The sequence below is a fragment of the Microbacterium sp. LBN7 genome, from assembly GCF_045690345.1.
GTDB lineage: Bacteria > Actinomycetota > Actinomycetes > Actinomycetales > Microbacteriaceae > Microbacterium.
The window spans coordinates 604281-628544 of record NZ_CP147856.1 but is presented as its reverse complement, the minus strand read 5'-3'; the positions used below and the strand labels follow the sequence as shown (position 1 = coordinate 628544).

20 protein-coding genes are annotated in these 24264 nt (G+C 69.7%); 16 read left to right on the top strand and 4 right to left on the bottom strand.

What is annotated here, in order from left to right; all coding sequences use genetic code 11:
* The first annotated feature begins 7 nt into the window (after positions 1–7).
* Entirely contained in the window at positions 8–706 is a 699-nt protein-coding gene (locus tag LBN7_RS03045; protein WP_407360906.1) for an alpha/beta fold hydrolase, read from the top strand.
* 70 nt (positions 707–776) lie between these two features.
* Complete coding sequence (locus LBN7_RS03040; RefSeq protein WP_407360905.1) at positions 777–1766, top strand: methyltransferase dimerization domain-containing protein; 990 nt, start codon at positions 777–779, stop codon at positions 1764–1766.
* 128 nt (positions 1767–1894) lie between these two features.
* Here LBN7_RS03040 and LBN7_RS03035 read toward each other — a convergent pair whose 3' ends face one another.
* Positions 1895–3238, bottom strand: a complete 1344-nt coding sequence (locus LBN7_RS03035; protein WP_407360904.1) for an amidohydrolase — start codon at positions 3236–3238, stop codon at positions 1895–1897.
* A gap of 161 nt (positions 3239–3399) precedes the next feature.
* Here LBN7_RS03035 and LBN7_RS03030 point away from each other — a divergent pair, with 161 nt between their 5' ends.
* Together LBN7_RS03030 and LBN7_RS03025 are read left to right on the top strand one after the other, a co-directional pair.
* Positions 3400–4848 (top strand): glyceraldehyde-3-phosphate dehydrogenase, encoded by a 1449-nt coding sequence (locus tag LBN7_RS03030; protein ID WP_407360903.1) that lies wholly within the window; start codon positions 3400–3402, stop codon positions 4846–4848.
* Positions 4849–4895: 47 nt separating this feature from the next.
* Entirely contained in the window at positions 4896–5942 is a 1047-nt protein-coding gene (locus LBN7_RS03025) for a winged helix DNA-binding domain-containing protein (protein WP_407360902.1), read from the top strand.
* 11 nt (positions 5943–5953) lie between these two features.
* On the opposite strand, the gene hisC is transcribed toward LBN7_RS03025, so the two are convergent.
* The gene (gene hisC, locus LBN7_RS03020) at positions 5954–7051 is read right to left on the bottom strand and encodes a histidinol-phosphate transaminase (protein ID WP_341945924.1); all 1098 of its coding nucleotides are present in this window, start codon (positions 7049–7051) and stop codon (positions 5954–5956) included.
* 127 nt (positions 7052–7178) lie between these two features.
* On the opposite strand from hisC, the gene LBN7_RS03015 reads away from it, so the two are divergent.
* Genes LBN7_RS03015 through LBN7_RS02995 form a run of 5 tightly spaced genes read left to right on the top strand, consistent with a single transcriptional unit; the run spans position 7179 to position 12250 of the window.
* A complete protein-coding gene (locus tag LBN7_RS03015; protein ID WP_407360901.1) occupies positions 7179–8147 on the top strand; it encodes a PDR/VanB family oxidoreductase in 969 nt (322 codons plus the stop codon).
* 18 nt (positions 8148–8165) lie between these two features.
* Positions 8166–9368: an aromatic ring-hydroxylating dioxygenase subunit alpha gene (locus LBN7_RS03010; RefSeq protein WP_341945922.1), complete on the top strand. Its 1203-nt coding sequence runs from the start codon at positions 8166–8168 to the stop codon at positions 9366–9368.
* Between the two features lies 1 nt (position 9369).
* Positions 9370–9885: a hypothetical protein gene (locus tag LBN7_RS03005; RefSeq protein WP_341945921.1), complete on the top strand. Its 516-nt coding sequence runs from the start codon at positions 9370–9372 to the stop codon at positions 9883–9885.
* Positions 9882–11063, top strand: coding sequence for an amidohydrolase family protein (locus LBN7_RS03000; protein WP_341945920.1), 1182 nt, complete (start codon positions 9882–9884; stop codon positions 11061–11063). Before LBN7_RS03005 ends, LBN7_RS03000 begins: the two co-directional genes overlap by 4 nt.
* The gene (locus tag LBN7_RS02995) at positions 11060–12250 is read left to right on the top strand and encodes a M20 family metallopeptidase (RefSeq protein ID WP_407360900.1); all 1191 of its coding nucleotides are present in this window, start codon (positions 11060–11062) and stop codon (positions 12248–12250) included. The genes LBN7_RS03000 and LBN7_RS02995 overlap by 4 nt, the downstream gene beginning before the upstream one ends.
* Positions 12251–12257: 7 nt before the next feature.
* Here LBN7_RS02995 and LBN7_RS02990 read toward each other — a convergent pair whose 3' ends face one another.
* Positions 12258–12986, bottom strand: a complete 729-nt coding sequence (locus LBN7_RS02990; protein WP_341945918.1) for an FCD domain-containing protein — start codon at positions 12984–12986, stop codon at positions 12258–12260.
* 159 nt (positions 12987–13145) lie between these two features.
* Here LBN7_RS02990 and LBN7_RS02985 point away from each other — a divergent pair, with 159 nt between their 5' ends.
* The 7 genes from LBN7_RS02985 (at position 13146) to LBN7_RS02955 (ending at position 22867) form a co-directional block, all read left to right on the top strand.
* A complete protein-coding gene (locus tag LBN7_RS02985) occupies positions 13146–14813 on the top strand; it encodes a thiamine pyrophosphate-binding protein (RefSeq protein WP_407360899.1) in 1668 nt (555 codons plus the stop codon).
* 1 nt (position 14814) lies between these two features.
* Positions 14815–16254: an aldehyde dehydrogenase family protein gene (locus LBN7_RS02980; RefSeq protein WP_407360898.1), complete on the top strand. Its 1440-nt coding sequence runs from the start codon at positions 14815–14817 to the stop codon at positions 16252–16254.
* 104 nt (positions 16255–16358) lie between these two features.
* On the top strand, positions 16359–17933 hold the full coding sequence (locus tag LBN7_RS02975) for an ABC transporter substrate-binding protein (protein ID WP_341945915.1): 1575 nt from the start codon (positions 16359–16361) through the stop codon (positions 17931–17933).
* A 4-nt stretch (positions 17934–17937) separates the two neighbouring features.
* Positions 17938–18960: an ABC transporter permease gene (locus LBN7_RS02970; RefSeq protein ID WP_341945914.1), complete on the top strand. Its 1023-nt coding sequence runs from the start codon at positions 17938–17940 to the stop codon at positions 18958–18960.
* The gene (locus LBN7_RS02965; protein ID WP_341945913.1) at positions 18957–20882 is read left to right on the top strand and encodes a dipeptide/oligopeptide/nickel ABC transporter permease/ATP-binding protein; all 1926 of its coding nucleotides are present in this window, start codon (positions 18957–18959) and stop codon (positions 20880–20882) included. The genes LBN7_RS02970 and LBN7_RS02965 overlap by 4 nt, the downstream gene beginning before the upstream one ends.
* Positions 20879–21682 (top strand): ATP-binding cassette domain-containing protein, encoded by an 804-nt coding sequence (locus LBN7_RS02960; RefSeq protein WP_341945912.1) that lies wholly within the window; start codon positions 20879–20881, stop codon positions 21680–21682. Before LBN7_RS02965 ends, LBN7_RS02960 begins: the two co-directional genes overlap by 4 nt.
* Positions 21683–22867 (top strand): M20 family metallopeptidase, encoded by a 1185-nt coding sequence (locus tag LBN7_RS02955; protein ID WP_407360897.1) that lies wholly within the window; start codon positions 21683–21685, stop codon positions 22865–22867.
* Here the strand turns inward: LBN7_RS02955 and LBN7_RS02950 are convergent.
* On the bottom strand, positions 22857–24263 hold the full coding sequence (locus LBN7_RS02950) for a S10 family serine carboxypeptidase-like protein (RefSeq protein ID WP_407360896.1): 1407 nt from the start codon (positions 24261–24263) through the stop codon (positions 22857–22859). The two genes, LBN7_RS02955 and LBN7_RS02950, sit on opposite strands and share 11 nt — an antisense overlap.
* Position 24264: the final 1 nt, after the last annotated feature.

Genomic DNA, 24264 nt, shown 5'->3' with positions numbered 1-24264 from the left:
GCGCGCCGTGACGATCTCCCTGCACACCGATCACCACCGCGGCTCCGGCCGGCCTGTCGTCTTCCTGCACGGCCTCGCGTCGCGCGGGAAGCAGGATTGGCCGGATGCCGAGTGGGCGGCGGTCTTCACCGATCGTCCTCGGGTCCTCGTCGACCTCCCCGCACACGGCCGGAGCCCTGCGACGGGGACCGCGGCCACATCGGCGGTGATCGACGCGCTGGCGCTCGCGGTCGGCGATGAGGAGATCGACCTCGTCGGCTACTCGCTCGGGGCACGTCTCGCCTGGGATCTGGCGCAGCATCCGTCCGCGCGGGTGCGCCGCCTCGTGCTCGGCGGGCTCAGTGCTGCGGAGCCGTTCGGTCATCTCGACCTCGCGGCTGCGAGGGCGGCGATCGGCGGCGGACCCGCCCCGCAGGACCCGCTCACGGCGATGATCGTGCACATGGTCTCCTTGCCCGGCGCCCGGTCGGCGCAGCTGCTCGATCTGATCGAGGGCCTGGCCGCAGAGCCGTTCGCGCCTGAGGCTCGAGGCCCGGAGATGCCGGTGCTCCTGGTCGGAGGCGTGCACGACACGATGTCCGACGGCATCGACGCGCTCGCCGCGCTGCTGCCGGACGCGCGTGCAGTGCGGGTCCCCGGCGACCATGTCACGGCTCTGCACACCGCCGAGTTCCGCACCGCCGTACAGAGCTTCCTGACGGCCTAGCGCCGATTCTCCATCTCCCAGACGCAGACAGTCGCAGCACTCCTGCGGCTCACCCATGAAAGGCAGAACCATGAGGACCACCCACGCCCCCGATGCCGCACGCATCCTCGACATCGCGACCGGCTACATGGCCTCGCAGCAGCTCTTCGAAGCCAGCCGCATCGGGCTCTTCGCCGCGATCGCCGACGGCGCCGACACCATCGAGGCGATCGCCGTGCGCTGCGGGGTGAGCGAGCGCATCGCCCGCATCCTCGCCGACGCGATGGCGGCGAAGGGACTGCTCGTGCGCACCGATGCGCGGTACACGGTGGCCGACGACGCTGCGGCGTACCTCACCGGTGCCGAGGCGCAGGTCGATCTCGCCCCCTTCCTCACCTTCCTCGGCGAGATCAGCTATCCGCACTGGCTGCAGTTCGGGCACACGGTCGACACCACGGAGCCCGGTGATCTGCAGATGGATGACGCGCGCTGGGCGACATTCATGGCCGGTGTCATGACGTACAACCGTCTCCACGCGCAGGAATTCGGCCGACACCTCGACCTGACCGGCGCCACGCGAGCGCTCGACTTCGGCGGGCTGTCCGCCGAGTTCGCCCTTTCGGTGATGGCGGGGAATCCCGGGCTGCACACCACGTTCGTCTACGCTCCGGGCTTCGAAGACGGCATCGCCGACGCGGTCGAGGCCGCAGGTGTCGCCGATCGGACGGCGGTCGAGGTCGGCGACACCGCCACGGCGACTCCGCAGGGCGAATACGACCTGGTCTACGCGAACCACGTGATCCACCGCTTCACCGCGGAGGAGAACGCGCAGATCTTCCGCAACCTGCGGGCGGCCGCGGGCGACGGCGCGACTCTGACGGTGCTCGACTTCTTCCTGGATGACGACGCGGATCAGCGCGGCCTCGATGCCCTGCACGCGGGGGAGTACCTCGTGATCGACGGCACCGTCGTGTATCCCGAGGCGCAGGTGCGCGGATGGCTGGATGACGCCGGGTGGAAGGTGCATGACAAGGTCGCGCTCCCCGGCAGCCCGCGGGTGCTGCTGGCCACCGCGGTATGAGCTCTGCCCCGGCGCCCGCTCAGGCGGCGCCGGGGCAGGGACTGGTCCGAGGGGGATCAGAGGCGGGCGGCATGCGTGAACATGCCGCCCGCCGTTTCCGTCCCGAAGGTGCTCCGTCCCGAGCGTGCTCACTCCCGAGCGAAGACCGTGCGGCCGTCGACGATCGTGCGCGCGACGTCGAGCGAGGAGAACGCGCGACCCGGCTCGAGCGGGTCCTCGTCGAGGATCGCGAGGTCCGCGACCTTGCCGATCTCGAGGGTGCCCTTCCAGGTCGGAGCTCCGTCCTGACGCGCCGCGTCCACGGTCATGGTCCGCAGCAGCGCTCGTCGCGTGCCGGCGTCGTCCGGAGATCCCGCCGCGGCGAGCAGGTCGAGCGAGGCGGCGAGGCCTCGCCGCCAATCCGGCGTGGCGATCGGGGCGTCGCTCGTGATGGTGGTCAGCACGCCGGAGGCGAGCATCTCCGCGAGAGGCCAGGCGGTGGCGAGCCGCTCCGCGCCCAGCTGAGCGCGGGCCCAACTGTGCGTGTGCGCGGCGATGAGCGGCTGCACGGCGAACCCCGCCCCCAGCCGCCGCATGCGCTCGATCTGCTCGAGGGTCGCGAGGTCGCCGTGCACCACATAGTGCGGTCCGGGAGGTGCCGGGTGCCCGTTGGACCGCTCGAGCACCCGCACGAACTCCGTGATCGAACGGTCGCCCGTGGCGTGCACCGCGATCTGCAGTCCGAGCGACGCTGCGAGTCCCAGCATCCGGTGGAAGGCGGAGAGGGGATCGTGGCCGCCGCGCGTGAGCAGGCCGCCGGTCGTGCCGTCGGTGTACGGCTCGTCGACCCACGCGGTCGCGAGAGGAGGGATGCCGTCGGCGAAGATCTTCACGCCGGTGATCGCGAGCCACCGGGGATCGGTCGTCGGTAGCGGCGTGCGGATGCCGCGCTCGAAGTCCTCGAGCGTGCTCTCGCCGTCGATCGTCCCGAACAGCCGCAGCATCGTCACCCGCGAGGTCTGCGCGCCTTCCCCGTGCAGGGCGACGTAGGTCGCGAGCATGTCCGAGCCGAAGCACCCGGTCTCGCCGTCGTCCTCACCGGGTCCGATGCCCGGCTCGGTGTAGCTCGTGACGCCGAGCTCTGCGAGCAGGCGCCATGCCGCCCGCAGCGCCGATCGCCGTTCGGCCTCGGTCGACACCAGGCGTCCGGAGGGCTGCTGGTCGGGCGGGGTGTCGGAGAAGAACAGGTGCGGCCAGCGGGCTCCGAGCCATGCCGCGTGCAGGTGCGCGTCGTTGATGCCGGGGATCGCGGTCCGTCCGTCGAGCTCGATCGTCGAACGCGCGCGGAGGCGTTCCGCCTCGGCATCCAGGCCGACGATCCGACCCGCTCGGACCGCGAGGGCGCGGACGGTCGTGTCCGACTCGTCGAAGGTGTGGATCCGCCCGCCGCGGATGATCAGATCGGCGTCGTCGCCGGAGATTGCCTCACTCATTATTCCACCACTGTAGACGAATAATGGGATCGCATGCTCCGGCAACACTCCTGGATTCGAAACCGCCGCCGACCACGCGTACGCTGGTGGCATCCCCCGAATCTCACCCGGCAACCTCGCGCGCCGGCGATCTCGGCGCGCTCACACATGCAAGGACGCAGATGAACGATTCCGCCGCACCCCACGACGACTGGACGGCGAGAGAAGAGCTGGCCGAGCGGATGATCCCGCTCATCGGCGCACTCAAGCGCGAACACGACGTGGTGACGTCGCTCCACGGCCACCGCCTGCTCGGGCTCTCCGCCGCGGGACTCGTCGAGGTGCACGAGCGCGTCGCCCAGCTCGGGCATGAGCAGCTCCGTCTCGAAGACAGCCTCGCCGTCCTGCAGGCCATCCACCGGCTGGCCCCCGGCGCCTCGTCCCTCGACGTCGCACGACTGGTCTCCGGGCATGCCGAGAGCGATCAGCCTCTCGAGGACTACGTCGCCGAGGTGCTCGCTCCGGCGGTCGGCGCGGTCGCCGCTGCGCCCACCGACGTGGTGCTCTACGGCTTCGGGCGGATCGGACGCCTGCTCGCCCGCATCCTCATCGCCCACACCGGCGGCGGCAACGGCCTGCGCCTTCGCGCGATCGTCGTGCGGCGGGGATCCGAGAACGACCTGATCAAGCGCGCGTCCCTGCTGCTGCGCGACTCGGTGCACGGGCGCTTCGCCGGCTCGGTGACGGTCGACGAGGAGGCCGAGCAGATCATCGCCAACGGCACGCGCATCCAGGTCATCTACTCCGACGCACCGGCGTCCGTCGACTACACGGCCTACGGCATCCAGGATGCGATCGTCGTCGACAACACGGGGCGCTGGCGCGACGAGGCCGGCCTCTCGCAGCACCTCGAGGCCAAGGGCGTCGCCCGCGTCCTGCTCACGGCACCGGGCAAGGGGCCGCTCAAGAACATCGTGCACGGCATCAACGACGACACGATCGACGTCGGCGACCGCATCGTCTCGGCCGCGTCGTGCACGACGAACGCCATCACGCCGGTCCTGGCGGCTATCGACGAGGCCTACGGGGTCGTGCGGGGTCACGTCGAGACCGTGCACTCGTTCACGAACGACCAGAACCTGATCGACAACTTCCACAAGGGCGACCGGCGGGGTCGCTCGGCCGTGCTGAACATGGTCATCACCGAGACCGGCGCGGCGAAGGCCGTGGCCAAGGCCCTTCCGCAGCTGGAGGGGAGGCTCACCGGCAGCTCGATCCGGGTGCCCACCCCCGACGTCTCGCTCGCGGTGCTCCACCTCACCACGGAGCGACCGGTCTCGAAGGAGCAGGTCAACGACTACCTGCGCCGTGTGTCGCTGCACTCGAAGCTGCGGCAGCAGATCGACTACGTCGAGTCGCCCGAGGTCGTGTCGACGGACTTCGTCGGCTCCCACCGCGCCGGCATCGTCGACGGACTGGCGACGGTCGCCGACGATAACACTCTGATCCTCTACGTCTGGTACGACAACGAGTTCGGATACTCGTGCCAGGTGATCCGCGTCCTGGAGGTCATGGCAGGATCGCATCCCGTCGTGCTTCCGGCGCGTCGAGAGGTGACGCTGCACTCCTGATCCCGCCGCAGGTGCGCGACGTCGGCGGTGCCCGGCATGATGGGGTCATGAAGACCGCGACCCTGCTGGCCGAGCGTCTCCGATCGCACCGGCTCACCGCGCCGACGAAGACGGTGGCGGATGCCGCGCACCACATGCTCGCCGTGCAGAGCCAGGACTTCACCGCCGGGCGCTGGGCTCTCGCCGTGCGCACGCGGGGCGAGCCGCGGATGAGCGACGTGGACCGGGCGTTCGACGCGGGGACCCTCGTGCGCGCGTGGCCGATGCGCGGGACGCTGCACACGCTGCCGGCACACGACCTCGGCTGGGTCCTCTCGGTGACGGCGGCGCGGCAGCGGCAGCAGGCTGCGGGGCGGCACCGCGACCTCGGGATCGACGACGACATGGTCGCCCTCGCCGTGCGCGCGCTCACTCCGGCGCTGCACGACGGCGGACGGACCCGCGCCGAGATCTTCGAGATCCTCGAGGGTGTGGGCATCGACCCCACGGGTCAGCGCGGCCTCCACCTGCTCTTCGTGCTCACGATCGACGGACTCATCTGCCAGGGGCCGGTCGTCGCCCGCGACGGCGTGACGCGCGAGCAGCGCTTCGTGCTCGTCGACGACCACATCCGTGAGCACGCGGTCCCCGACGATCCGCTCGCCGAGCTGTTCGTCCGGTACATCACGGGCCACGGGCCGGCGGGGGTCGCGGACTTCGCCTGGTGGTCGGGGCTCACGCTGGGCCAGTCCCGCGAGGCGGCTGTGCGTGCTGCCGGACGCGTGGACGAGGTCGCCGAGGGCCTCTTCGTCGCGATCGAGCGTCCGCGGCGCGCCCCGGGGGCGGCATCCGTCCTCGCCCTCGGCGCCTTCGACGAGTACTACCTCTCCTACGCCGACCGCACGACCGTCTGCGCGCCGGAGCACCTCGCGACCGTCGGCCCGGGGAAGAACGGCATGGTGCGCGCGACGCTCGTCGAGGACGGACGCATCATCGGATGCTGGATGCACGCGACCGCGAGCAGGGGAGTGCCACCCGAGTACTTCGCGGCGCCGGCCGACACCGACGCCGCGATGGCGTCACTCGCCCGCTTCGAGCGCTTCACGGAGAGCTGAGACCCGCCCCTTCAGCCCACTGCTGCCGGCGCGACGAGTCGTGCCAGCTCGGGCGCGAGCTGCACCAGCAGATCGTTCGCTTCGCGCTCCGCGATCGTCACGCGGAAGCCTTCGCCCGCGAAAGGGCGCACCAGGAGGCCGTGCTGTTCGAGCAGCTCGGCAGCCGCGACGGTGGCGTCGCCGAACGGCACCCAGATGAAGTTCGCCTGCGTCTCGGGCAGGTCGATGCCGGCGTCGCGGAACGCGTGTACCACGCGCTCACGCTCGGTCACGAGATCGGCGACACGGGCCGAGAGCTCGCTCTCGGCGTTCAGCGAGGCCACAGCCGCCGTCTGGGCGAGATCGGTCACGCCGAACGGGATCGCGACCTTGCGGAGCGCGTTCGCCAGTCGCTCGGGAGCCAGGGCATAGCCGACCCGGAGTCCGGCGAGGCCGTACGCCTTCGAGAACGTGTGCGCGACGGCGACGTTGTCGTAGCGGCGGAAGTACTCGATGCCGGAGGGGGAGTCCGCGCGCTCGTTGAAGTGCACGTAGGCCTCGTCGATGACGACGGCGATGTCGCGAGGGACCGCATCGAGGAACGCCGTCAGCTCCTCGGCGCCGATCGTCGTGCCGGTGGGGTTGTTCGGGTTGCACACGATGACGAGACGCGTGCGGTCGGTGATCGCGGCCAGCATCGCATCCAGATCATGACGGTGGTCGGCGGTGAGCGGGACGGCCACGGGTATGGCGCCGGCGGCGCGTACGAGCATCGGATACGCCTCGAACGAGCGCCAGGCGAACAGCACCTCGTCGCCCTCGCCGGCCGTCGCCCGCATGAGCTGGGAGACGACCTCGACCGATCCGCTCCCGAGGACGACGTTCGCGGGCTCGACGTCGAACCGGGCGCACAGCAGCGCGGTGAGCGCGGTCGCGGCTGTCTCCGGGTAGCGGTTGATGTGGGAGACGCGATCGGCGATCGCCGCCGCCACGGACGGCAGAGGAGGATAGGGGTTCTCATTCGAGGAGACCTTGTAGATCGGTCCGTCGGACGCCGACTGCGTCGTCGCTCTGCCGGGCCTGTAGTCCGGAATCGCCCTCAGATCCTCGCGCAGCCTCAACTCGGACATCCGTTCCGCCTTTCGCTCATCGCCCGTTTGACAGTCCCGGGCGGGATTCATAGTATCGCAATTGACTATATCCATTGTTGTCAATTCGATCGGCGGTGATCGGATCGACGGAAGGAGCGGAACGACGGTGTCTCAGTTCGCGGCCCAGGTCTCTTCGACAACCCTCGATCTCCGGGTGCGGGCGATGCGCTGGGAGGCGACGGACGTGCTCTCTCTCGAACTCGACGACCCGACGGGCGCCCTTCTGCCGACGTGGACCCCTGGTGCGCACATCGACCTCCGCTTCGCCAACGGCGTCGAGCGCCAGTACTCGCTGTGCTCCGACCCGGCCGATCGGCGCTCCTGGCGGGTGGCGGTGCTCGCCGAGACTCCCAGTCGCGGTGGGTCTCGCTACGTGCATCAGACCTTGCGCACCGGCGATCCGGTGGCGGCCTCGGAGCCCATCAATCACTTCGAGCTCGGCGACGACGCCGCCTTCGTGTTCGTCGCGGGCGGCATCGGCGTGACCCCCATCCTGCCGATGATCGCCGAGGCGCGACGCCGCGGCATCCCCTGGCGACTGGCCTATCTGGGGGCGCACCGTGACGGCATGGCATTCGCCGACGCCCCGCACCTCGTCCACGACGCGACGTCGATCGTCTCGCGCGACCGCGACGAGCGCCTCGACCTCGCCACCTGGATCGGTCCCGTCCCCGACGACACGGGGGTGTACGCCTGCGGGCCGGGGCGCATGCTCGACGAGCTGGAGGAGCTCAGCGCGGGCTGGCCGAGAGGGGCGCTGCATCTGGAACGGTTCCAGGCGAAGGCGTTCGGCGAGTCCCTCGGCGCCGACACATTCGACGTGGAGGCCAGTGCCTCGGGTCTGATCGTGACGGTGGAGCGCGGCTGCAGCATCCTCGAGATGCTCGAGCAGGCGGGGATCGGGGTCCCGAGCTCCTGCCTCGAGGGCGTCTGCGGCACCTGTGAGACCAGCGTGATCGACGGCGCCCCGGAACACCGCGACTCGATCCTCACCCCTGAGGAGCGCGAGAGCAACGAGACCATGATGATCTGCGTCTCGCGCTCACTCGACTCGAAGCTCGTCCTCGACATCTGACATCTGAACGGAGACAACATGGACACCGGAACCGCATACGGCCTCCGCCTCGGGCAGCCTCTCAACGAGCTCGCCCAGGTCGGGCCCGGCACCCCCTACGGCGAGGTGCTCCGGCGCTACTGGCACCCGGTGGCGAAGGTCGAGGACGCGACGACGCGACCGGTCTCCCTGCGGGTGCTGGGGGAGGAGCTCGTGCTGTTCCGCACCAAGAAGGGCAAGCCGGGACTGCTGCATCCGCGATGCATCCACCGCGGTGCCTCGCTGTTCTACGGCGGCGTGGAGGACGAGGGCATCCGGTGCTGCTACCACGGCTGGGTCTTCGACACCGAAGGGCACTGCCTCGAGCAGCCCTGCGAACCGGATCTGGGGTTGCATCGCGACCGCGTGCGTCAGCCGTGGTACCCCGTCGAGGAGCAGTACGGCCTGCTCTGGGCCTACATGGGGCCGCCGGACAAGAAGCCGGTGCTCCCGCGATACGACACGCTCGAACAGCTCGGCCCGGAAGAGCAGCTGATCGTCAACGACCAGGGCGTGGGAGGCGGAGGACCCGCGGTTCTCGACTTCAACTGGCTGCAGCACTGGGAGAACGTCATGGATCCCTTCCACGTGCCGATCCTGCACGCGCGGTTCAGCGGCAATCAGTTCACACCGGAGATGGCGCTGATCCCCGAGGTCAGCTACGAGTACACGCCGCTCGGGGTGCGATCGATCCAGATGCGCGACCTGGGTGACGGTCGGCAGCTGCGCCGGGTCACGGAGGTCATCTTCCCGAACCTCCGCGTCGTGGCGAGTCCGAAGCTCAGCTCAGGACAGACGAACATGATCGGCTGGGTCGTGCCGATGGATGACACCAACTTCCGCATCTTCACCGTGGCGCGCGACGAGGACGCCGACTTCCTCGCGAAGCTGCGCTCCACCCACGAGGGCAAGCCGTGGAAGGAGCTCACCGATCTCGAACACCAGCGACTCCCCGGCGACTACGAGGCGCAGAAGTCACAGGGATCGATCTCGCTGCACTCCGAGGATCACCTGACGACCACTGATCAGGGGATCGCGATGATCCGTCGGATGATGGCGAAGCAGCATCGGGCCGTCGCGGCCGGAGGTGATCCGGTCGGTGTCGTCTTCGACGAGGCGGAGAGCGTCGTGCGCATCGAGGGCGGGAACTACTTCGAGGGAGCGGCGGACGCGCCGCTGCTCGCGGACGCCGTGGACGACTGACATGGCGAAGTACACGGCACGTCCGCCGCGTGGCGATCGGCCGCTGCTCGTGCTCGGGATCAGCGGGGTCGTGGTGATCGAGGGCGCGGCATCCGTGCCCGTGTCGACGCACCATCTCTCGGCATGGGGGCGCTGGGTGCGGGATGTCGAGATCCCGGATGGCGCTCCCGCGCGTCTGAGAGAGCTCGCCGAGCACTTCGAGGTGGTCTGGGCCTCCGAATGGGGGCACAACGCGCATACCGCCTTCCGGAGGGCCCTCGATCTGCCGGCGGAGCCGTGGCCGTTCCTCCCGGTCCAGTTCGACAAGCTGCGGACGATCCGCGAGTACGCCGCGGGCCTGCCATGGGTCTGGGTCGACGATCCGATCGTCGATCTGAGCGGAGAACCGCCGGCATGCGAGGACGGCATCGTGGTGAGGGTCGATCCGGCGGTCGGCCTTCTCGGTGTGGACGTGGCCGATCTGCGCGATCGGTCGCGTGCGCTGGTCGAGCGTTCGACGCGGAAGGAGGACGGATGAGCGAGGATGTCGCGATCGTCGGGGGGCGTGTGGTCACCGGCCTCGGCGACGAGCACCAGGAGGGCACGGTCCTCGTCTCCGGCGGGCGGATCGCCGCCGTCGGCATCGGGATCCCGGTTCCGGAGAACGCGCGCGTGATCGACGCGACCGGATGCTGGGTGCTGCCGGGACTCATCGATCCGCACAGCCACATCGGCGCTCACGAGGAGGCCAACGGTCCGGCCGGATTCGACGGCAGCGAGGTGTCGTCTCCGGTGACAGCGGGCGTCCGCGCGATCGATGCCATCAACATCGAGGACTCGGCCTTCGCGGACGCCGTCGCCGGAGGGGTCACCGCCGTCGTGGTGAAACCGGGGTCGGGCAACCCGATCGGCGGACAGAGCGTGGCGATCAAGACCGGAGGCGGTCGCTCGGTCGATGAGCAGGTGATCCGTCATGCGCTGGGGATGAAATCGGCTCTCGGCGAGAATCCCAAGCAGACGTACGGCGAGCGCAAGCAGCTCCCGTCCACGCGCCTGGGGATCGCTCTCGTGATCCGTCAGGCGCTCACGGATGCGCGCGACTACGCGCAGCGCCGCGATCGCGCCAGAGCGGAGGGGGCGCCGTTCGCCGCTGACCTCGGCATGCAGGCGCTCACCGAGGCGCTGGACGGCACCCTGACCTGGGAGCAGCACGCTCATCGGCACGACGACATCGCCACCGCGCTCCGGATCGCCGAGGAGTTCGGCCTGCGCCTGGTGATCAACCACGGCACCGAGGCGCACAAGCTCGCGGATGTGCTCGCCGAGCGCGACGTCCCCGTCATCTTCGGGCCCGTGCTCTCCAGCCGGTCCAAGGTCGAGGTCCGCGAGGCCGATCCGGCGAACCTCGCGAAGCTCGCCGCCGCCGGCGTGCGCGTCGCGCTGACGACGGATCATCCCGTCGTTCCGATCGGTCTCCTCGCCCTCCAGGCCGCTGTCGCGGCGCGTGCCGGCCTGCCGCGCGACACAGCGGTGGCGGCGATGACCTCCGTCGCGGCCGACATCGCCGGCATCGGCGACAGAGTGGGGGCGCTGGAGCCGGGTCGAGACGGAGACGTGGTCCTCTGGACAGGAGATCCCCTCGAGGTCGCGTCGACCGTGCGAGAGGTGCTGATCGAGGGTCGGACCGTCTACACCGCACCGGAGGCGCGCGGATGACGCTGCGCGAGGACGCCGCCCGGTTGCAGCCCGAGCTGGTGGCGCTGCGACGGCGCCTGCATCGCTCACCCGAGGTCGGGTTCGACCTCCCGCACACGCAGGCGGCGGTGCTCGATGCGCTGGCCGGCCTCGACCTCGAGATCACGACCGGGGAGGACCTCAGCTCGGTCACGGCGGTGCTGCGGGGAGCGGTGGGCGGACCGTCCGTGCTGCTGCGTGGCGACATGGATGCGCTGGCGATCGTCGAGGAGACAGGGCTCGAGTACGCCGCGGTCAACGGGGCGATGCACGCGTGCGGTCACGATCTTCACGTGGCGGGCCTCGTCGGCGCCGCGCGGCTCCTCGCCGCGCGCCGGGAGCGCATCGCGGGGTCTGTCGTCTTCATGTTCCAGCCGGGGGAGGAGGCCGGGGGCGGAGCGCCGCTGATGATCAGAGACGGTGTGCTCGATGCCGCGGGCGTCCGCGTCGAGGCGGCCTACGGCATCCACGTCGGTCCGGGATCGCGCGGCACCTTCCAGCTCAAGGAGGGAACGATCATGGCCGGGGCGAACACCCTGAGAGTCCGGGTCCACGGGCGCGGAGGACATGGATCGCGTCCTCATCAGGCCGTCGATCCCGTTCCCGTGGTCGCCGAGATGATCCTGGCGCTGCAGGCGTGGACGACGCGGCGCGTCTCCGTCTTCGATCCCGTCGTGCTCTCGGTGACGAAGCTCCACGCGGGAGAGATCGTCAACGTCATCCCGGAGGAGGCAGGGTTCTCGGCGACCCTGCGCACGCTGTCCGAGGCGTCGATCGCTCAGGCACGGACCGAGCTCCCGCCTCTCGTCGAGCGTCTGGCGGCGGCGCACGGGTGCACGGCGGACGTCGAGGTGATCGTCGGCTATCCGGTCACGGTCAACACCGCGCCCGAGACGACCGACGCGATCACCGTGCTCCGCGATCTCTTCGGACCGTCGCGCGTCGAGGAGCTGTCGGCCCCGTGGATGGCCTCGGAGGACTTCTCCTACGTGCTGCGCGAGGTTCCTGGTGCCTTCGTCTTCCTGTGCGCCACTCCACCGGAGATGGTCGGCGGGGACATCCCGATGAATCACTCGCCTCGTGCGGTGTTCGACGACGGCGTGCTCGGTGATCAGGCGGCGGCTCTCGCCGCACTCGCGCTGCGCCACGTGGGTGCACGCAGCGGGTGACGACGTCTCAGCGTCCGAGCGTGCGGTGGTCGAGGACGGCCTTGCGGCCGGCCTCGACATCGCCGGAGCGTATGGCCTCGATCAGCGCGGTGTGGATGTGCAGGCGCTCGTCGGTGTCGGGTCGGAAGCCCGGGACCGACAGGTCGCTGTCGTCCACGCTCCCGCTCGTCTCGCCCTCGATGTAGTCGACGAGGTTGAGGTAGAACGTCCGCAGCACGGCGTTGGGAGAGATCTCCGCGATGCGACGGTGCAGGCGCCAGTTCCCGTGCAGGCCCTCGACGGGGTCGTGCCAATGATCGGCGATCTCGGCCATGAGGGCGTCGAGATCCGCGATGTCGTCGTCGGTGCGATGCGCCACCGCGTCGCCCATGACGGCTTCGTCGAGCGCGTCGAGCACCTTGACGACGTCGTGCACGGGGGCGCCGGTCTGCCGCAGTCGCAGCACGCTGTGTGCGAGGCGGATGAGCGGGGACTGGTCTGCGACGAAGATGCCGCCGCCGGGTCCGGGGCGCAGGTCGACCGAACCGCGGGCGCGCAGCACGCGGAGCGCTTCGCCGAGCGTGGCCGGCGCGACTCCGAACTGCTCGCACAGCTCCTGCCTGGTGCCGATCCGGTGACCGGGCGCGAGGTCCTCCGCCTTGATCATCGCCTCGACCTCGGTGACGACCCGGTCGGCTACGGACTGCGCCGGCGCGACACGCTGGAACGTACGTGCGTCTTCCTGGGTGGTGGCCACGGTGGTCCTTCGGTTCGGGGCGGCGTGCGGAGCGGATCATTCACATCCTAGGGACGCCTCGATGCCGCGGGGGCGTGACACGAGGCGAATCTCCTATTTGCAGTAATTGAATGTATCTAATACAGTCAATCACGCAATGCTGCTCACGAGAGGAACCCGATGACCGACCCCACCGGTGGCGATCTGCTCGCCGACTCCCTGATCAACCAGGGCGTCTCGACGATCTTCGGCATTCCGGGCGTCCAGCTCGATGCCGCCGCAGACGCTCTCCAGTCCCGCACCGATCAGGTCGACTTCATCTGTGCACGCAACGAGCAGGCCACCACGTACATGGCCGACGGATATGCGCGCAGCACCGGAGACGTGGGTGTCGCGATGGTCGTTCCCGGCCCCGGCGTCCTCAACGCGCTCTCGGGCGTGGCGACGGGGTACTCCGCGAACTCGCCCATGCTCCTGATCGCTGGTCAGATCGACTCGAAGGCGATCGGACGCGGACTCGGCGCTCTCCACGAACTGCCGGACCAGACCGGCATCCTCGAGCGCCTCACGAAGTGGACGGGCACGGCGCGTTCCGCGGATGAGATCCCCGGACTGGTCCGCGAGGCCTTCGTGCAGCTGCGCAGCGGGCGGCCCCGCCCGGTCGCCATCGAGGTGCCGCCGGACGTGCTGGCGGCGACGTCGCGGGTCGCCGCAGCCGAGCTCGTCTCGGCCGCGCCGCTCGTGCCGGACGAGCAGCAGATCCGCTCGGCGGCCGCGCTGCTCGCCGCCGCCGAGCGTCCCATGATCGTGGTGGGCGGCGGAGTGCTCGCCGCGAATGCCTCCGTCGCGCTCCAGGCGCTCGCAGAGGCCCTGGAAGCGCCGGTCCTCATGACGGACAACGGTCGCGGAGCGATCGATGCCCGCCATCGCCTCGCCTTCGATGCTCTCGCGCTCCGCGCTTTCCGAGAGGATGCCGACCTCGTCCTCGCGGTGGGCACGCGCTTCGTGTCCACCTTCGGCACGCAGGTCGACACCCACGGGGCCCCGGTCATCCTGATCAACGCCGAGGAAGCCGACCTCGGCGACCCGCGCGAGGCCGTGCACCGTCTGCACGCCGACGCCCGCCTGGCGCTCTCCGCGCTCGCCGCCGAGATCGGCAGCTCGACCCGCGATTCCCGTGAGGGCGAGTTCGTCCGTGTGCGTTCGTGGCTCGCCGCGCAGTTCGACGACATCGCGCCGCAGCGCGAGTACCTCTCGACGATCCGTGCCGCGCTGCCGGACGACGGCGTGTTCGTGAGCGAGTTCACGCAGGTCGGCTATGCCGCCAGCGCGTGCTACCCCGCATACCAGCCGCGAACCTACATCGGGCCCGGGTATCAGGGGACGCTGGGTTACGGCTTCGCGACCGCGCTCGGCGTCAAGGCCGCCGATCCCGCGCGCGCCGTGGTCTCGGTGAACGGCGACGGCGGCTTCTCCTGGACGCTGCAGGAGCTGTCCACGGCCAAGCGCTACGGGCTGGGACTGGTGGCGATCGTCTTCCACGACGGCTTCTACGGCAACGTGCGAAGGATCCAGAAGAACCGGTACGGGGCGCGCTACTTCGCCAGCGACCTCACGAACCCCGACTACGGCGTGCTCGCGGACGCGTTCGGCATCCGCTCCGCCCAGGCGTTCACGCCGCAGGAGCTCGCGGGCGTCCTCGCGGACGCGGTCCCCGCGAACGAGCCCATCCTCATCAACGTCCCGGTGGGTGAGTTCCCCTCACCCTGGCACCTGATCCACGAAGGGGTGCCGCGGCCCGCGCCGCTCGCCACCGGATCGCACCTGATCCAGCGGGCAGGGGTCTGACATGATCATCGGTCACGACATCGCGGGCATCAGAGAGGATGCCGAAGGACGCCGGTCGATCGATGTCGTCAATCCGGCGAACGGGAGCATCGTCGGCGCCGTCGTCGCCGGTGACTCGGAAGACGTCGATCGTGCGGTGGCCGCTGCCGTCGCCGCGTTCGACGCCTGGTCCACCAGGCCGATGTCGCAGCGGATCGCTCACGTCGAGGCGCTCGCCGAGGGGTTGGCGCGCCACCGGGAGCGACTCGCTGCGACATTGAGTGCGGAGATGGGCTCGCCCATCGCGTTCTCCCGCGCCGCGCAGGTCGGGGTCGCGATCGCCGACCTGGCCCGTCTCGTGGATGCCGCGCGCTCCCATGTGGCGAGGGAGTCGGTGTCGAACTCCCTCGTGATCGCCGAGCCCGTCGGGGTCGTGGCGGCGATCACGCCGTGGAACTTCCCGCTCCATCAGATCATGCTCAAGGTGGGCGCGGCGATCCTCGCCGGTTGCACCGTGGTGCTCAAGCCCAGCGAGGTGGCACCCCTCAACGCGGCGCTCGTCGGCGACATCCTCCGCGAGATCGACCTCCCCGCCGGAGTGGTCAACATCGTCCACGGGGACGGCGCCGGCGTGGGATCGGCGCTCGTGACGCACCCCGCCGTCGACATGGTCACGTTCACCGGCTCGCGCTCGGTGGGTGAGGGCGTCGCCCGCGCGGCAGCCGCGACCATCAAGAAGGTCGCACTCGAACTGGGAGGCAAGTCCGCGGCGATCGTCCTCGAGGACGCGCCCATCGAGGAGTCGGTCGACTCCGTGCTGGCGTCGTGCTTCGCGAACGCGGGCCAGACCTGTGCGGCTCAGACGCGGGTGCTCGTGCCCGCGTCGCTGCTCGACGCCTGGCAGGACGCCGCTGTGCGGGCGACCGCGGGATGGGCGCCGGGCGATCCGGCGGACGAGTCCACGGCGACCGGACCTGTCGCATCGGGGCTGCAGCGCGACCGTGTGCGTGCGCACATCGAGACCGCGATCGACCAGGGTGCGCGCCTGCTCGCCGGCGGCCTCGATATCGTCGAACCGACGGCAGGCGGAGCCTACGTGCAGCCCACGATCTTCACCGACGTGACACCGGAGATGCGGATCTTCCACGAGGAGGTCTTCGGCCCGGTGCTCACGATCACTCCCTATGCCACGGTCGATGAGGCTGTCGACCTGGCCAACGACAGTGTGTACGGGCTGTCGGGCGGCGTCTGGTCGAGTGATCCTCGACGCGCCTTCGATGTCGCTCTGCGCATGCGCACGGGCACCGTCGGAATCAACGGCGCGGGCCTCGACGTGGGTGCACCCTTCGGGGGGTACAAGCAGTCGGGGATCGGCCGGGAATGCGGCGTGCACGGGTTCGAGGAGTTCCTCGAGCTCAAGTCGGTGATGGGCGCCGCTGCCCTCATCGACGACCACTCGTGATCGGTTACATGCCCGAAACACCGTCGACACGAGTCCATAAAGAGCAATTCATAACATTCAATTGGGTTGAACCGCACCGTGCGGAACCCGTGAGAGAGGACACCATGAGACGCAGCATTGTCGCCGCGGCCGCCGTCGGCGTGACGGCCCTTGCCCTGTCCGGCTGCGCCGGAACGGCGGAGCCCGGGGGAGGAGAAGCGCAGACGATCAGGATCGCCGTGCAGTCTGACCCTGGAACGCTCAATCCCATCACGAATGCGACGAACGCGAGTGAGTCCGTCTCCACATTCGGCTATGAGTCGCTGCTGTTCTACCCGACCGGTGCAGAGCCGCAGGGGCTCCTGGCCGAATCGTGGGAGGCCACCACCACGACCGTGCAGTTCACGCTCAAGGACGGCGTCCTCTGCGTCGACGGCGAGCCTCTCACGGCGAGCGACGTCAAGGCGACCTTCGAGTACGCCGCCGCGGATGAGACCGGCTCTCCCTACAAGGGGGTCTACTTCCCGGCCGAAGGGCTGACGATCGAGGCGGACGACGACGCCCGCACGGTCACGTTCACGAGCGAGAACGCGCAGAGCTTCCTCGCCGAGACGATCGGCGCGCTGCCCATCGTCTGCGCGACAGGACTGTCGGATCCGGGAGTCCTCGACACGGAGTTCCACGGAACAGGCGCCTACGCGCTGGAGTCCTCGTCACCCGGTCAGTCGTACACGTTCACGCTGCGTGACGACTACGCCTGGGGCCCTGACGACACGACCAGCAAGACCGCGGGTCTTCCCGGCACGGTCGAGGTCTCGATCATCGAGAGCGACTCGACTGCGGCGAACCTGCTGCAGACGGGCGAGGCCAACATCGCCGAGGTCGGCGGCAGCGAACGCGACCGGCTCGACGGCACCGAGTTCGCGAGCGAGCTCGAGGTTCCGCTGCGGCCGGGGCTGATCTTCTTCAACCAGGCGGAGGGCCGCGTCGGTCACGATCTCGCGGTCCGTGAAGCCCTCGCTCAGGCCGTCGACCGTGAAGCCGTCGGACCCGTCGCCTCGGCGGGGCGCGGCGAGCAGATCACGACCCTGGTGTCGGAGTTCGGCGCCGCCTGCACGACGATGGACAGCTCCTCCGCCATCCCGTCCTACGACGTCGAGGCGGCTGCTGCGGCGCTGGACGCCGCCGGATGGGTGGAGGGGGCCGACGGCATCCGCTCCAAGGACGGCAAGCCGCTGTCGATCCTGATGCTCTACCCGGCGTCGGAGAGCCAGGGAGTGACCGCCGCGATCGAGCTCCTGCAGACCGAGTTCGCGAAGATCGGCGTCGAGGCGACGCCGACGCCCTCGGCCGCATACACCGACGTGATCTTCTCGGGTGGCGACTGGGACATCGTGTGGGCCCCGATCTTCACGAGCCTGCCGAGCGACTGGGCCGGCATCCTCGGGGGAGAGTTCCCGCCGAACGGCGGCAACTGGACCTACAACGCCAACCAGGAGTACTTCGACCTGGTGGGCGAGGCGCAGGCGCTCGCCGGTGCGGACTCGTGCGATGCCTGGCAGGCCGCGCAGGACTCGCTCTTCAGCAACCTGCAGGTGCTGCCGGTGTACTCCTCGACGTCGACCTTCTACGGCGTCGGCGTGGAGTTCGGCATGTCGAAGAGCATCCTCGCTCCGACCACGATCCGCGTGACAGAGTGACCGTATGACGTCGCAGATCGTGACGCGGCCGAAGACCGTCGTGGTGACCACCCCTCGGGGTGGTCGCCGCGGCGGCGGGCGCTGGGTCCCCTTCCTCCTCCGCCGAATCGGGCGCATGATCACCGCGATGCTGGTGATCGTGACGGCGGCATTCGTCGTGCTCCGCGCCGCCGGAGGAGACCCCGTGCGCGCCGCGCTCGGCCCCACCGCTCCGGCGTCCGTCGTCGCCGAGCGCCGGTCGCAGCTGGGGCTCGATGACCCGCTCGTCGTGCAGTTCTGGGACTACCTGACGGGCATCGTCCTCCGTGGCGACCTCGGCGTCTCGCTCATCACCGGACGATCCGTGAACGAGCTGGTCGAGTTCCGGCTTCCGGCGACGGTGCAGCTCGCCGGCATCGCGTTCGTGGTGATCCTGCTCATCGCCATTCCGCTCGGACTGGCGATCGCGATCCTCACCGCGGGCAACCGACGTCGCCCGGTCGAGGTGGTGTTCACCTCGGTCACCGGGTTCTTCGCGGCCGTGCCCGAGTACCTCATCGGCGTGGCCCTGCTCCTGCTCTTCGCGATCACGATCCCGCTCCTGCCCGTGGCGGGGATCAGCGGCCCTCAGTCCTACATCCTTCCGGTGCTCGCTCTCGCGCTCGGGGCGTCCGCATCGCTCTCCCGCATCGCGCGTGTCGAGGCACTGAACGTCCTCAGCGACGACTACATCCGCACAGCACGGTCCAAGCGCCTGCCCGCCGCGATGATCTACTTCCGCCACGCTCTTCCGAACATGCTCACCGCGACCTTGACGCTCGGCGGTGCACTGCTCGCGACGATGATCGCCGGCAGCGTCCTGGTCGAGCGGGTCTTCAACTGGCCCGGAATGGGAAGCGCCTTCGTACAGGCGATCATCACAAAGGACTACGGCATCGTGCAGGGACTCGCGATCGTGTACGCGGCGATCATCCTCGTCGTGAACCTGCTGGTGGACATCGTCCTCGCCGTCCTCGACCGCCGAACGACCATTCTGGAGACCGCATGACCTCCGCTCGCCGGCGACGTTCCTGGCTCCTCCAGTCGCCCATGGCGCTGATCTCCCTAACCGTCATCACGGTCCTGGCCGTGCTGGCCGTCGTCGCCCCCCTTCTGTGGGGGACGCAGGCCGAGACACCCTCACCGGCGGATCTGCTGCAGCCGCCGAGCGCGGAGCATCCGCTCGGAACCGACGCGCTGGGGCGGGATCTGCTTCTGCGCACCCTGGTCGCGACCCGTCTCTCGCTCGTGATGGCCTTGACGGCGACGGCCCTCGGCGCCGTGGCCGGTCTGATCCTCGGCGCTCTGCCCGTCGTCTCGGGGCCCCGGGTGCAGCGGATGTTCGGGTCCGTCATCAACACCTGGCTCGCCTTCCCGGTGCTGCTCGTCGCGATGCTCACCGTCATCCTGCTCGGCACCGGCTCCACGACGGCCGTGATCGCGCTGGCCCTGACCATGACACCGTCGTTCGCCCGTCTCGCGCAGACGCTGTCTTCGCGTGTCGGCGGTTCGGAGTATCTCGCGGCGGCGCGACTGCTCGGTGTCTCCAAGACCCGTCAGTTCACCCGCTACATCCTGCCCAACATCGCCGAGCCGGTGATCGTGAACGTGACGATCTCCATCGGCGGCGGGCTGCTCGCCCTGTCGAGCCTCAGCTTCCTCGGTGTCGGCGTCCAGCCGCCGGAGTACGACTGGGGGCGCCTGCTCAGTGAGGGTTTCGAGCAGGTCTACAGTCAGCCCTCCGCGGTGGTGGGCCCCGGCGTCATGGTCGTGCTCGCCGGCATCGTCTTCGGCATGTTCGGCGAGGCCCTCGCCTCCCACATGCGCGGGCGCGGGCGAGCGCGCACGCTGTCGGCGCGCGAACTCGGCGAGCCGGAGCGCGTCGACGCCGCGGCAGTGTCGGATGACGGGGAGGATGCCGTCGAATCGCTCCTCGAGGTCTCCGGACTGAGCGTCTCCTTCCCGGGCGAACACGGATGGGTGCGGCCGGTGCAGGACGTGTCCTTCCGTATAGCGCCCGGAGAGATCGTCGGCGTCGTCGGCGAATCGGGCAGTGGGAAGAGCGTCACGATGATGGCGATCGCGCAGCTCGCACCCGCAGGCGCCGCTGTGAGCGCTCGGCACCTGCGGTTCGCAGGCGAGGAGCTGGCCGGATTGTCGGGCGAACGCGCGGCGAGGAAGCTCGGCACCCGCGTCGGCGTGGTGTTCCAGGACTCGCTGACTGCTCTCAATCCCGCGCTGCGTGTCGGCACCCAGCTCGCCGAAGTGCCGCGCGTCCATCGGAACGCGACGAGGAGAGAGGCCGACGCGGCCGCCGTCGACGCTCTCGCTGCGGTGTCGATCACGGATCCCGCACGCCGCGCCAAGCAGTTCCCGCACGAGTTCTCCGGCGGCATGCGCCAGCGCGCCCTGATCGCGATGTCGCAGATCGGCAAGCCGCGTCTGATCATCGCCGACGAGCCGACGACCGCCCTCGACGTCACGGTGCAGCAGCGCGTGCTCGCCCTCCTCCGGCAGGAGTGCGAGGAAACCGGGGCCGCGGCGATCGTGGTGTCGCACGACATCGCGGTGCTCGCCGAGCTCTGCCAGCGGATCCTGGTCATGTACGGCGGTCGGATCGTCGAGGATGTCGACGTGCGGCATCTCGCCGAACCCGAACGGCTCGCCCACCCGTACACCAGGGCGCTGGCGGAATCGCTGCCCGATCTCGACACCGATCGCACGGCCCCGCTCGCGACCATCCCCGGCGAGCCGCCGGACCTGTCACTCCCCGTCGTGGGCTGCGCCTTCGCGCCTCGCTGCGCATTCGCGACCGAGACCTGCCGCACCGACACTCCGCAGCTCGTCGCTCACGGATCCGGGCGCGTCGCGTGCTGGCATCCGCAGAACGTGGGCGCTCGCGACGACACCTACTTGAAGGCGGGTGCATGATGGCCGATCTCGTCATCGAGAACCTGGTGGTCACATTCGGCCGCGGACACCACGCCGTGAACGCGGTGGACGACGTGTCGCTCACCGTCCCGCACGGAACGACCGTCGGCCTCGTGGGGGAATCCGGCTCGGGCAAGTCCACCGTCGCGCGCACGGTGGCGGGTCTGCAGAAAGCCACCTCCGGACGCATCCTGCTCGACGGAAAGGATCTGGCGCTGGGGCGACGCGACCGGCGGGCGCACGCCCGAGACGTGCAGATGATCTTCCAGGATCCGTACTCGTCGCTGAACCCGCGGATGTCGGTGGGGGAGACCCTCGATGAGGCGCTGGCGACCCACGGGTCCGGGAGCGCCCGCGCGCGTGCCGCCGGTGTGAAGGAGCTGCTCGAGCTCGTCCGTCTGAAGCCGGGCGTCTCCGACCTGCACCCGTCGAGCCTTTCCGGCGGAATGCGCCAGCGCGTCGCGATCGCGCGCTGCCTCGCGGTCAAGCCGCGGCTCATCATCGCCGACGAGATCACCTCGGCGCTCGACGCCTCCGTGCAGGGGGCCGTGCTGAATCTGATGCGCGAGCTGCAGCGAGAGCTGGAGCTATCCGTGCTCTTCATCACGCACAACCTGGCGGCCGTCCGCTACATCGCCGACACGACAGCCGTCATGCGCAGCGGCGAGATCGTCGAGTACGGCGATGCGGATGCGATCGTGTCGCATCCGGTGCACCCCTACACCCAGGCTCTGGTCGCGGCGATACCCCGTATCCAGAACGCCGGCACCGACAGCCTCCTCCACTCGATCGGATCCTGAATGACCCTGCTCGACGACGCTCGCGGCCTGCTCCCGGAGCTCGTGGCCCTCCGCCGTGCCATCCATGCGGATCCCGAGCTCGGTCTCGCGCTTCCGCGCACCCAGCAGCGCGTGCTCGACGCGCTCGCGCCCTGGGATCTCGAGACCCGATGCGGTACGGGGCTGAGCTCGGTCGCGGCGGTCGTCCGCGGTGCGCACCCGGGGCCGACGGTGCTGCTGCGCGCCGACATGGATGCGCTTCCCCTCGCAGAGGAGACCGGTCTCGACTTCGCCGCGACCGGTGAGCGGATGCACGCGTGCGGGCACGACCTGCACGTCGCGGGACTCGTCGGAGCCGCTCACCTCCTGGCCGCGCGACGCGAGGAGCTGCACGGCGACGTCCTGCTGATGTTCCAACCCGGCGAGGAGATCGGGGACGGGGCGAAGCGGATGATCGATGAGGGGCTGCTGGAGCTCACGGGTTCGATCCCCGTCGCCGCCTTCGGGATCCACGTGGTGCCGGGGGAGTACGGGATCTTCTCGACGCGCGTCGGCGCGCTGATGGCCGGGGCGATCGAGGTCGAGGTCACGATCACGGGCCAGGGCGGCCATGCCTCGGCTCCGCACCTCACCCGCGACCCTGTGCCGGTGATCGCCGAGCTCGTCACGGCCCTGCAGGCGTTCGTGACGCGCCGCTTCGACGTGTTCGACCCCGTCGTGCTCAGCGTCACCCAGCTTCAGGCGGGGGGACCGGCCCGCAACATCATCTCCGACACCGCGACCCTCGTCGCATCGGTCCGTGTGCTCTCGCACGAGAGCAGTGCGCGCGTGCAGACCGAGCTTCCTCTGCTGGTCCAGGAGATCGCGGCGGCGCACGGCTGCACGGCCGCGATCGACACCGTCGTGCTGTGCCCTCCGACGGTCAACGACGAGGCCGCGGTGGAAGATGCCCGCGCGAGCCTGATCGCGCTGTTCGGCGAGGAGCGGGTGCGCGAGACGCCGAATCCTGTGATGGGCTCGGAGGACTTCTCGTATGTCCTCGAACGCATCCCGGGAGCATTCCTGTTCCTGCGCGCGACTCCGGCCGGACTCGACCTCGAGACCGCGGCGCCCAACCACTCGCCGCATGTCGAGTTCGACGACGCCGTGCTGGCCGACCAGGCAGCCGCCCTCGCCGGCTTCGCTCTGGACAGCCTCAGCGGCTGAGCCCGCCCAGGAAGGCTCGCAGATCGGCGTTCAGACGGATCGACGCCTCCGGGTCGCTGTACATCATGTGTCCTGCGGGGTACCAGTGGGACTCGGTGCGCTCCGTCGGCAGATCCCAGTGGCGCAGGAGATGATCGGCGGCGCCGACGGTGGTGAGGGAGTCGTAGATCCCCGTTCCGATGAACAGGCGCGCCTGCGGCATCTGCTTCATCCACCGGGAGAGCCGGGCGGGGTAGGGATAGGTGTGGAACGGCGACGGGCGTCCCATCGCGATGAACATCGCCGCTCCCTCGTCCTCCCATTCCCAGTCCGCCCCCGCTGAGGGGTCGACGATCCGGTACGGTTCGTCTACGGCTGCGCGGAAGACCTCGGTCAGCAGTCGAGCGATCCCGGAGGTGTAGCGCGGCGTCAGGGCGACGTCCGAGGGATCGATCGCGAGCTCGCCGACGGAGCGGTCCGCGGTCGCCGCCTGGTATCGGCTGTCGGTGACTCCAAGGGTCCGACCGCTCAGAAGCCGCGCCCGGAAGTCCTGCTTGCTGATCCACAGTCGCGAGTCGATCAGCTCCTGCGCAGGGATGCCGATCATCGCCGAGAGCTGCGCTGCGGTCGCTGCGAGCTCGTCCTTCTCGATCGCGTTCCCCTTCAGCATCGCAAGGGCGAGATCCGCGCCGGCGAACTCCAGCGCCGCAGTGATCGAGGCCTCGACGGTGGCGTGTTCGCGGGACCCCTTGCCGTGGAACCACGCGGTGGCGGCTTTGTAGGGCAGATTCGCGAGGGCTCCGACGATGTTGCCGGGGCGGTCGAGCGTCTCCTGGATGTTGACGGCCTGACCGAGCAGCGCGATGCCGGTGAGCGGGGCGGTGTCCATGCCGTGCGCCGAGGTCGCGAGGAATGCGGCGCGCTGCGTTCCGTAGCTCTCGCCCAGGAAGTACTTGGGGGAGTCCCACCGGCCGTGTCGGTTCACCCACTCGGCGATGGCGACCGCGATGACATCGGCATCGCCCTCGACGGAGCGGAACGCTGCGGCATCCGCGTCGTCGTCGATCCTGCCGAAGCCGGTTCCGGGGGCGTCGAGGAAGACGAGATCGGCGACGTCGAGAACGGTGGAAGGGCTCTCCTCGATCCCGTACGGGGGCGCGCCGTCGCACGCCGGGTCGCGAGGGATCCTCGCGCGCCACGGACCGATTCCGCTGAGATGCAGGTAGACAGACGAGACCCCGGGCCCGCCGTTGGTGAGGAACAGCACGGGGCGATCCCGCGCCGCCTCCACCGTGTAGCTGAAAGCGGAGAGGGTGCCGAGCGCGCCTCCGGTCGATCTCCGCAGCGGGAGCTCCTCGCGTCGAGCCGTGTACTCCAGAGATCCGATGCGTCCGGGGGCGCGGTCGTCGGCGCCCACC

What these genes read in the sequence shown, in the direction of transcription:
- LBN7_RS03035 (WP_407360904.1), bottom strand. Translation starts at nt 3,238, where the DNA reads ATGAGTGAGGCAATCTCCGGCGACGACGCCGATCTGATCATCCGCGGC.
- LBN7_RS02970 (WP_341945914.1), top strand. Translation starts at nt 17,938, where the DNA reads ATGACGTCGCAGATCGTGACGCGGCCGAAGACCGTCGTGGTGACCACC.
- LBN7_RS03010 (WP_341945922.1), top strand. Translation starts at nt 8,166, where the DNA reads ATGGACACCGGAACCGCATACGGCCTCCGCCTCGGGCAGCCTCTCAAC.
- LBN7_RS02995 (WP_407360900.1), top strand. Translation starts at nt 11,060, where the DNA reads ATGACGCTGCGCGAGGACGCCGCCCGGTTGCAGCCCGAGCTGGTGGCG.
- LBN7_RS03040 (WP_407360905.1), top strand. Translation starts at nt 777, where the DNA reads ATGAGGACCACCCACGCCCCCGATGCCGCACGCATCCTCGACATCGCG.
- LBN7_RS02965 (WP_341945913.1), top strand. Translation starts at nt 18,957, where the DNA reads ATGACCTCCGCTCGCCGGCGACGTTCCTGGCTCCTCCAGTCGCCCATG.
- LBN7_RS03005 (WP_341945921.1), top strand. Translation starts at nt 9,370, where the DNA reads ATGGCGAAGTACACGGCACGTCCGCCGCGTGGCGATCGGCCGCTGCTC.
- LBN7_RS02980 (WP_407360898.1), top strand. Translation starts at nt 14,815, where the DNA reads ATGATCATCGGTCACGACATCGCGGGCATCAGAGAGGATGCCGAAGGA.
- LBN7_RS03030 (WP_407360903.1), top strand. Translation starts at nt 3,400, where the DNA reads ATGAACGATTCCGCCGCACCCCACGACGACTGGACGGCGAGAGAAGAG.
- LBN7_RS02985 (WP_407360899.1), top strand. Translation starts at nt 13,146, where the DNA reads ATGACCGACCCCACCGGTGGCGATCTGCTCGCCGACTCCCTGATCAAC.
- hisC (WP_341945924.1), bottom strand. Translation starts at nt 7,051, where the DNA reads ATGTCCGAGTTGAGGCTGCGCGAGGATCTGAGGGCGATTCCGGACTAC.
- LBN7_RS02975 (WP_341945915.1), top strand. Translation starts at nt 16,359, where the DNA reads ATGAGACGCAGCATTGTCGCCGCGGCCGCCGTCGGCGTGACGGCCCTT.
- LBN7_RS02955 (WP_407360897.1), top strand. Translation starts at nt 21,683, where the DNA reads ATGACCCTGCTCGACGACGCTCGCGGCCTGCTCCCGGAGCTCGTGGCC.
- LBN7_RS03000 (WP_341945920.1), top strand. Translation starts at nt 9,882, where the DNA reads ATGAGCGAGGATGTCGCGATCGTCGGGGGGCGTGTGGTCACCGGCCTC.
- LBN7_RS03025 (WP_407360902.1), top strand. Translation starts at nt 4,896, where the DNA reads ATGAAGACCGCGACCCTGCTGGCCGAGCGTCTCCGATCGCACCGGCTC.
- LBN7_RS02960 (WP_341945912.1), top strand. Translation starts at nt 20,879, where the DNA reads ATGATGGCCGATCTCGTCATCGAGAACCTGGTGGTCACATTCGGCCGC.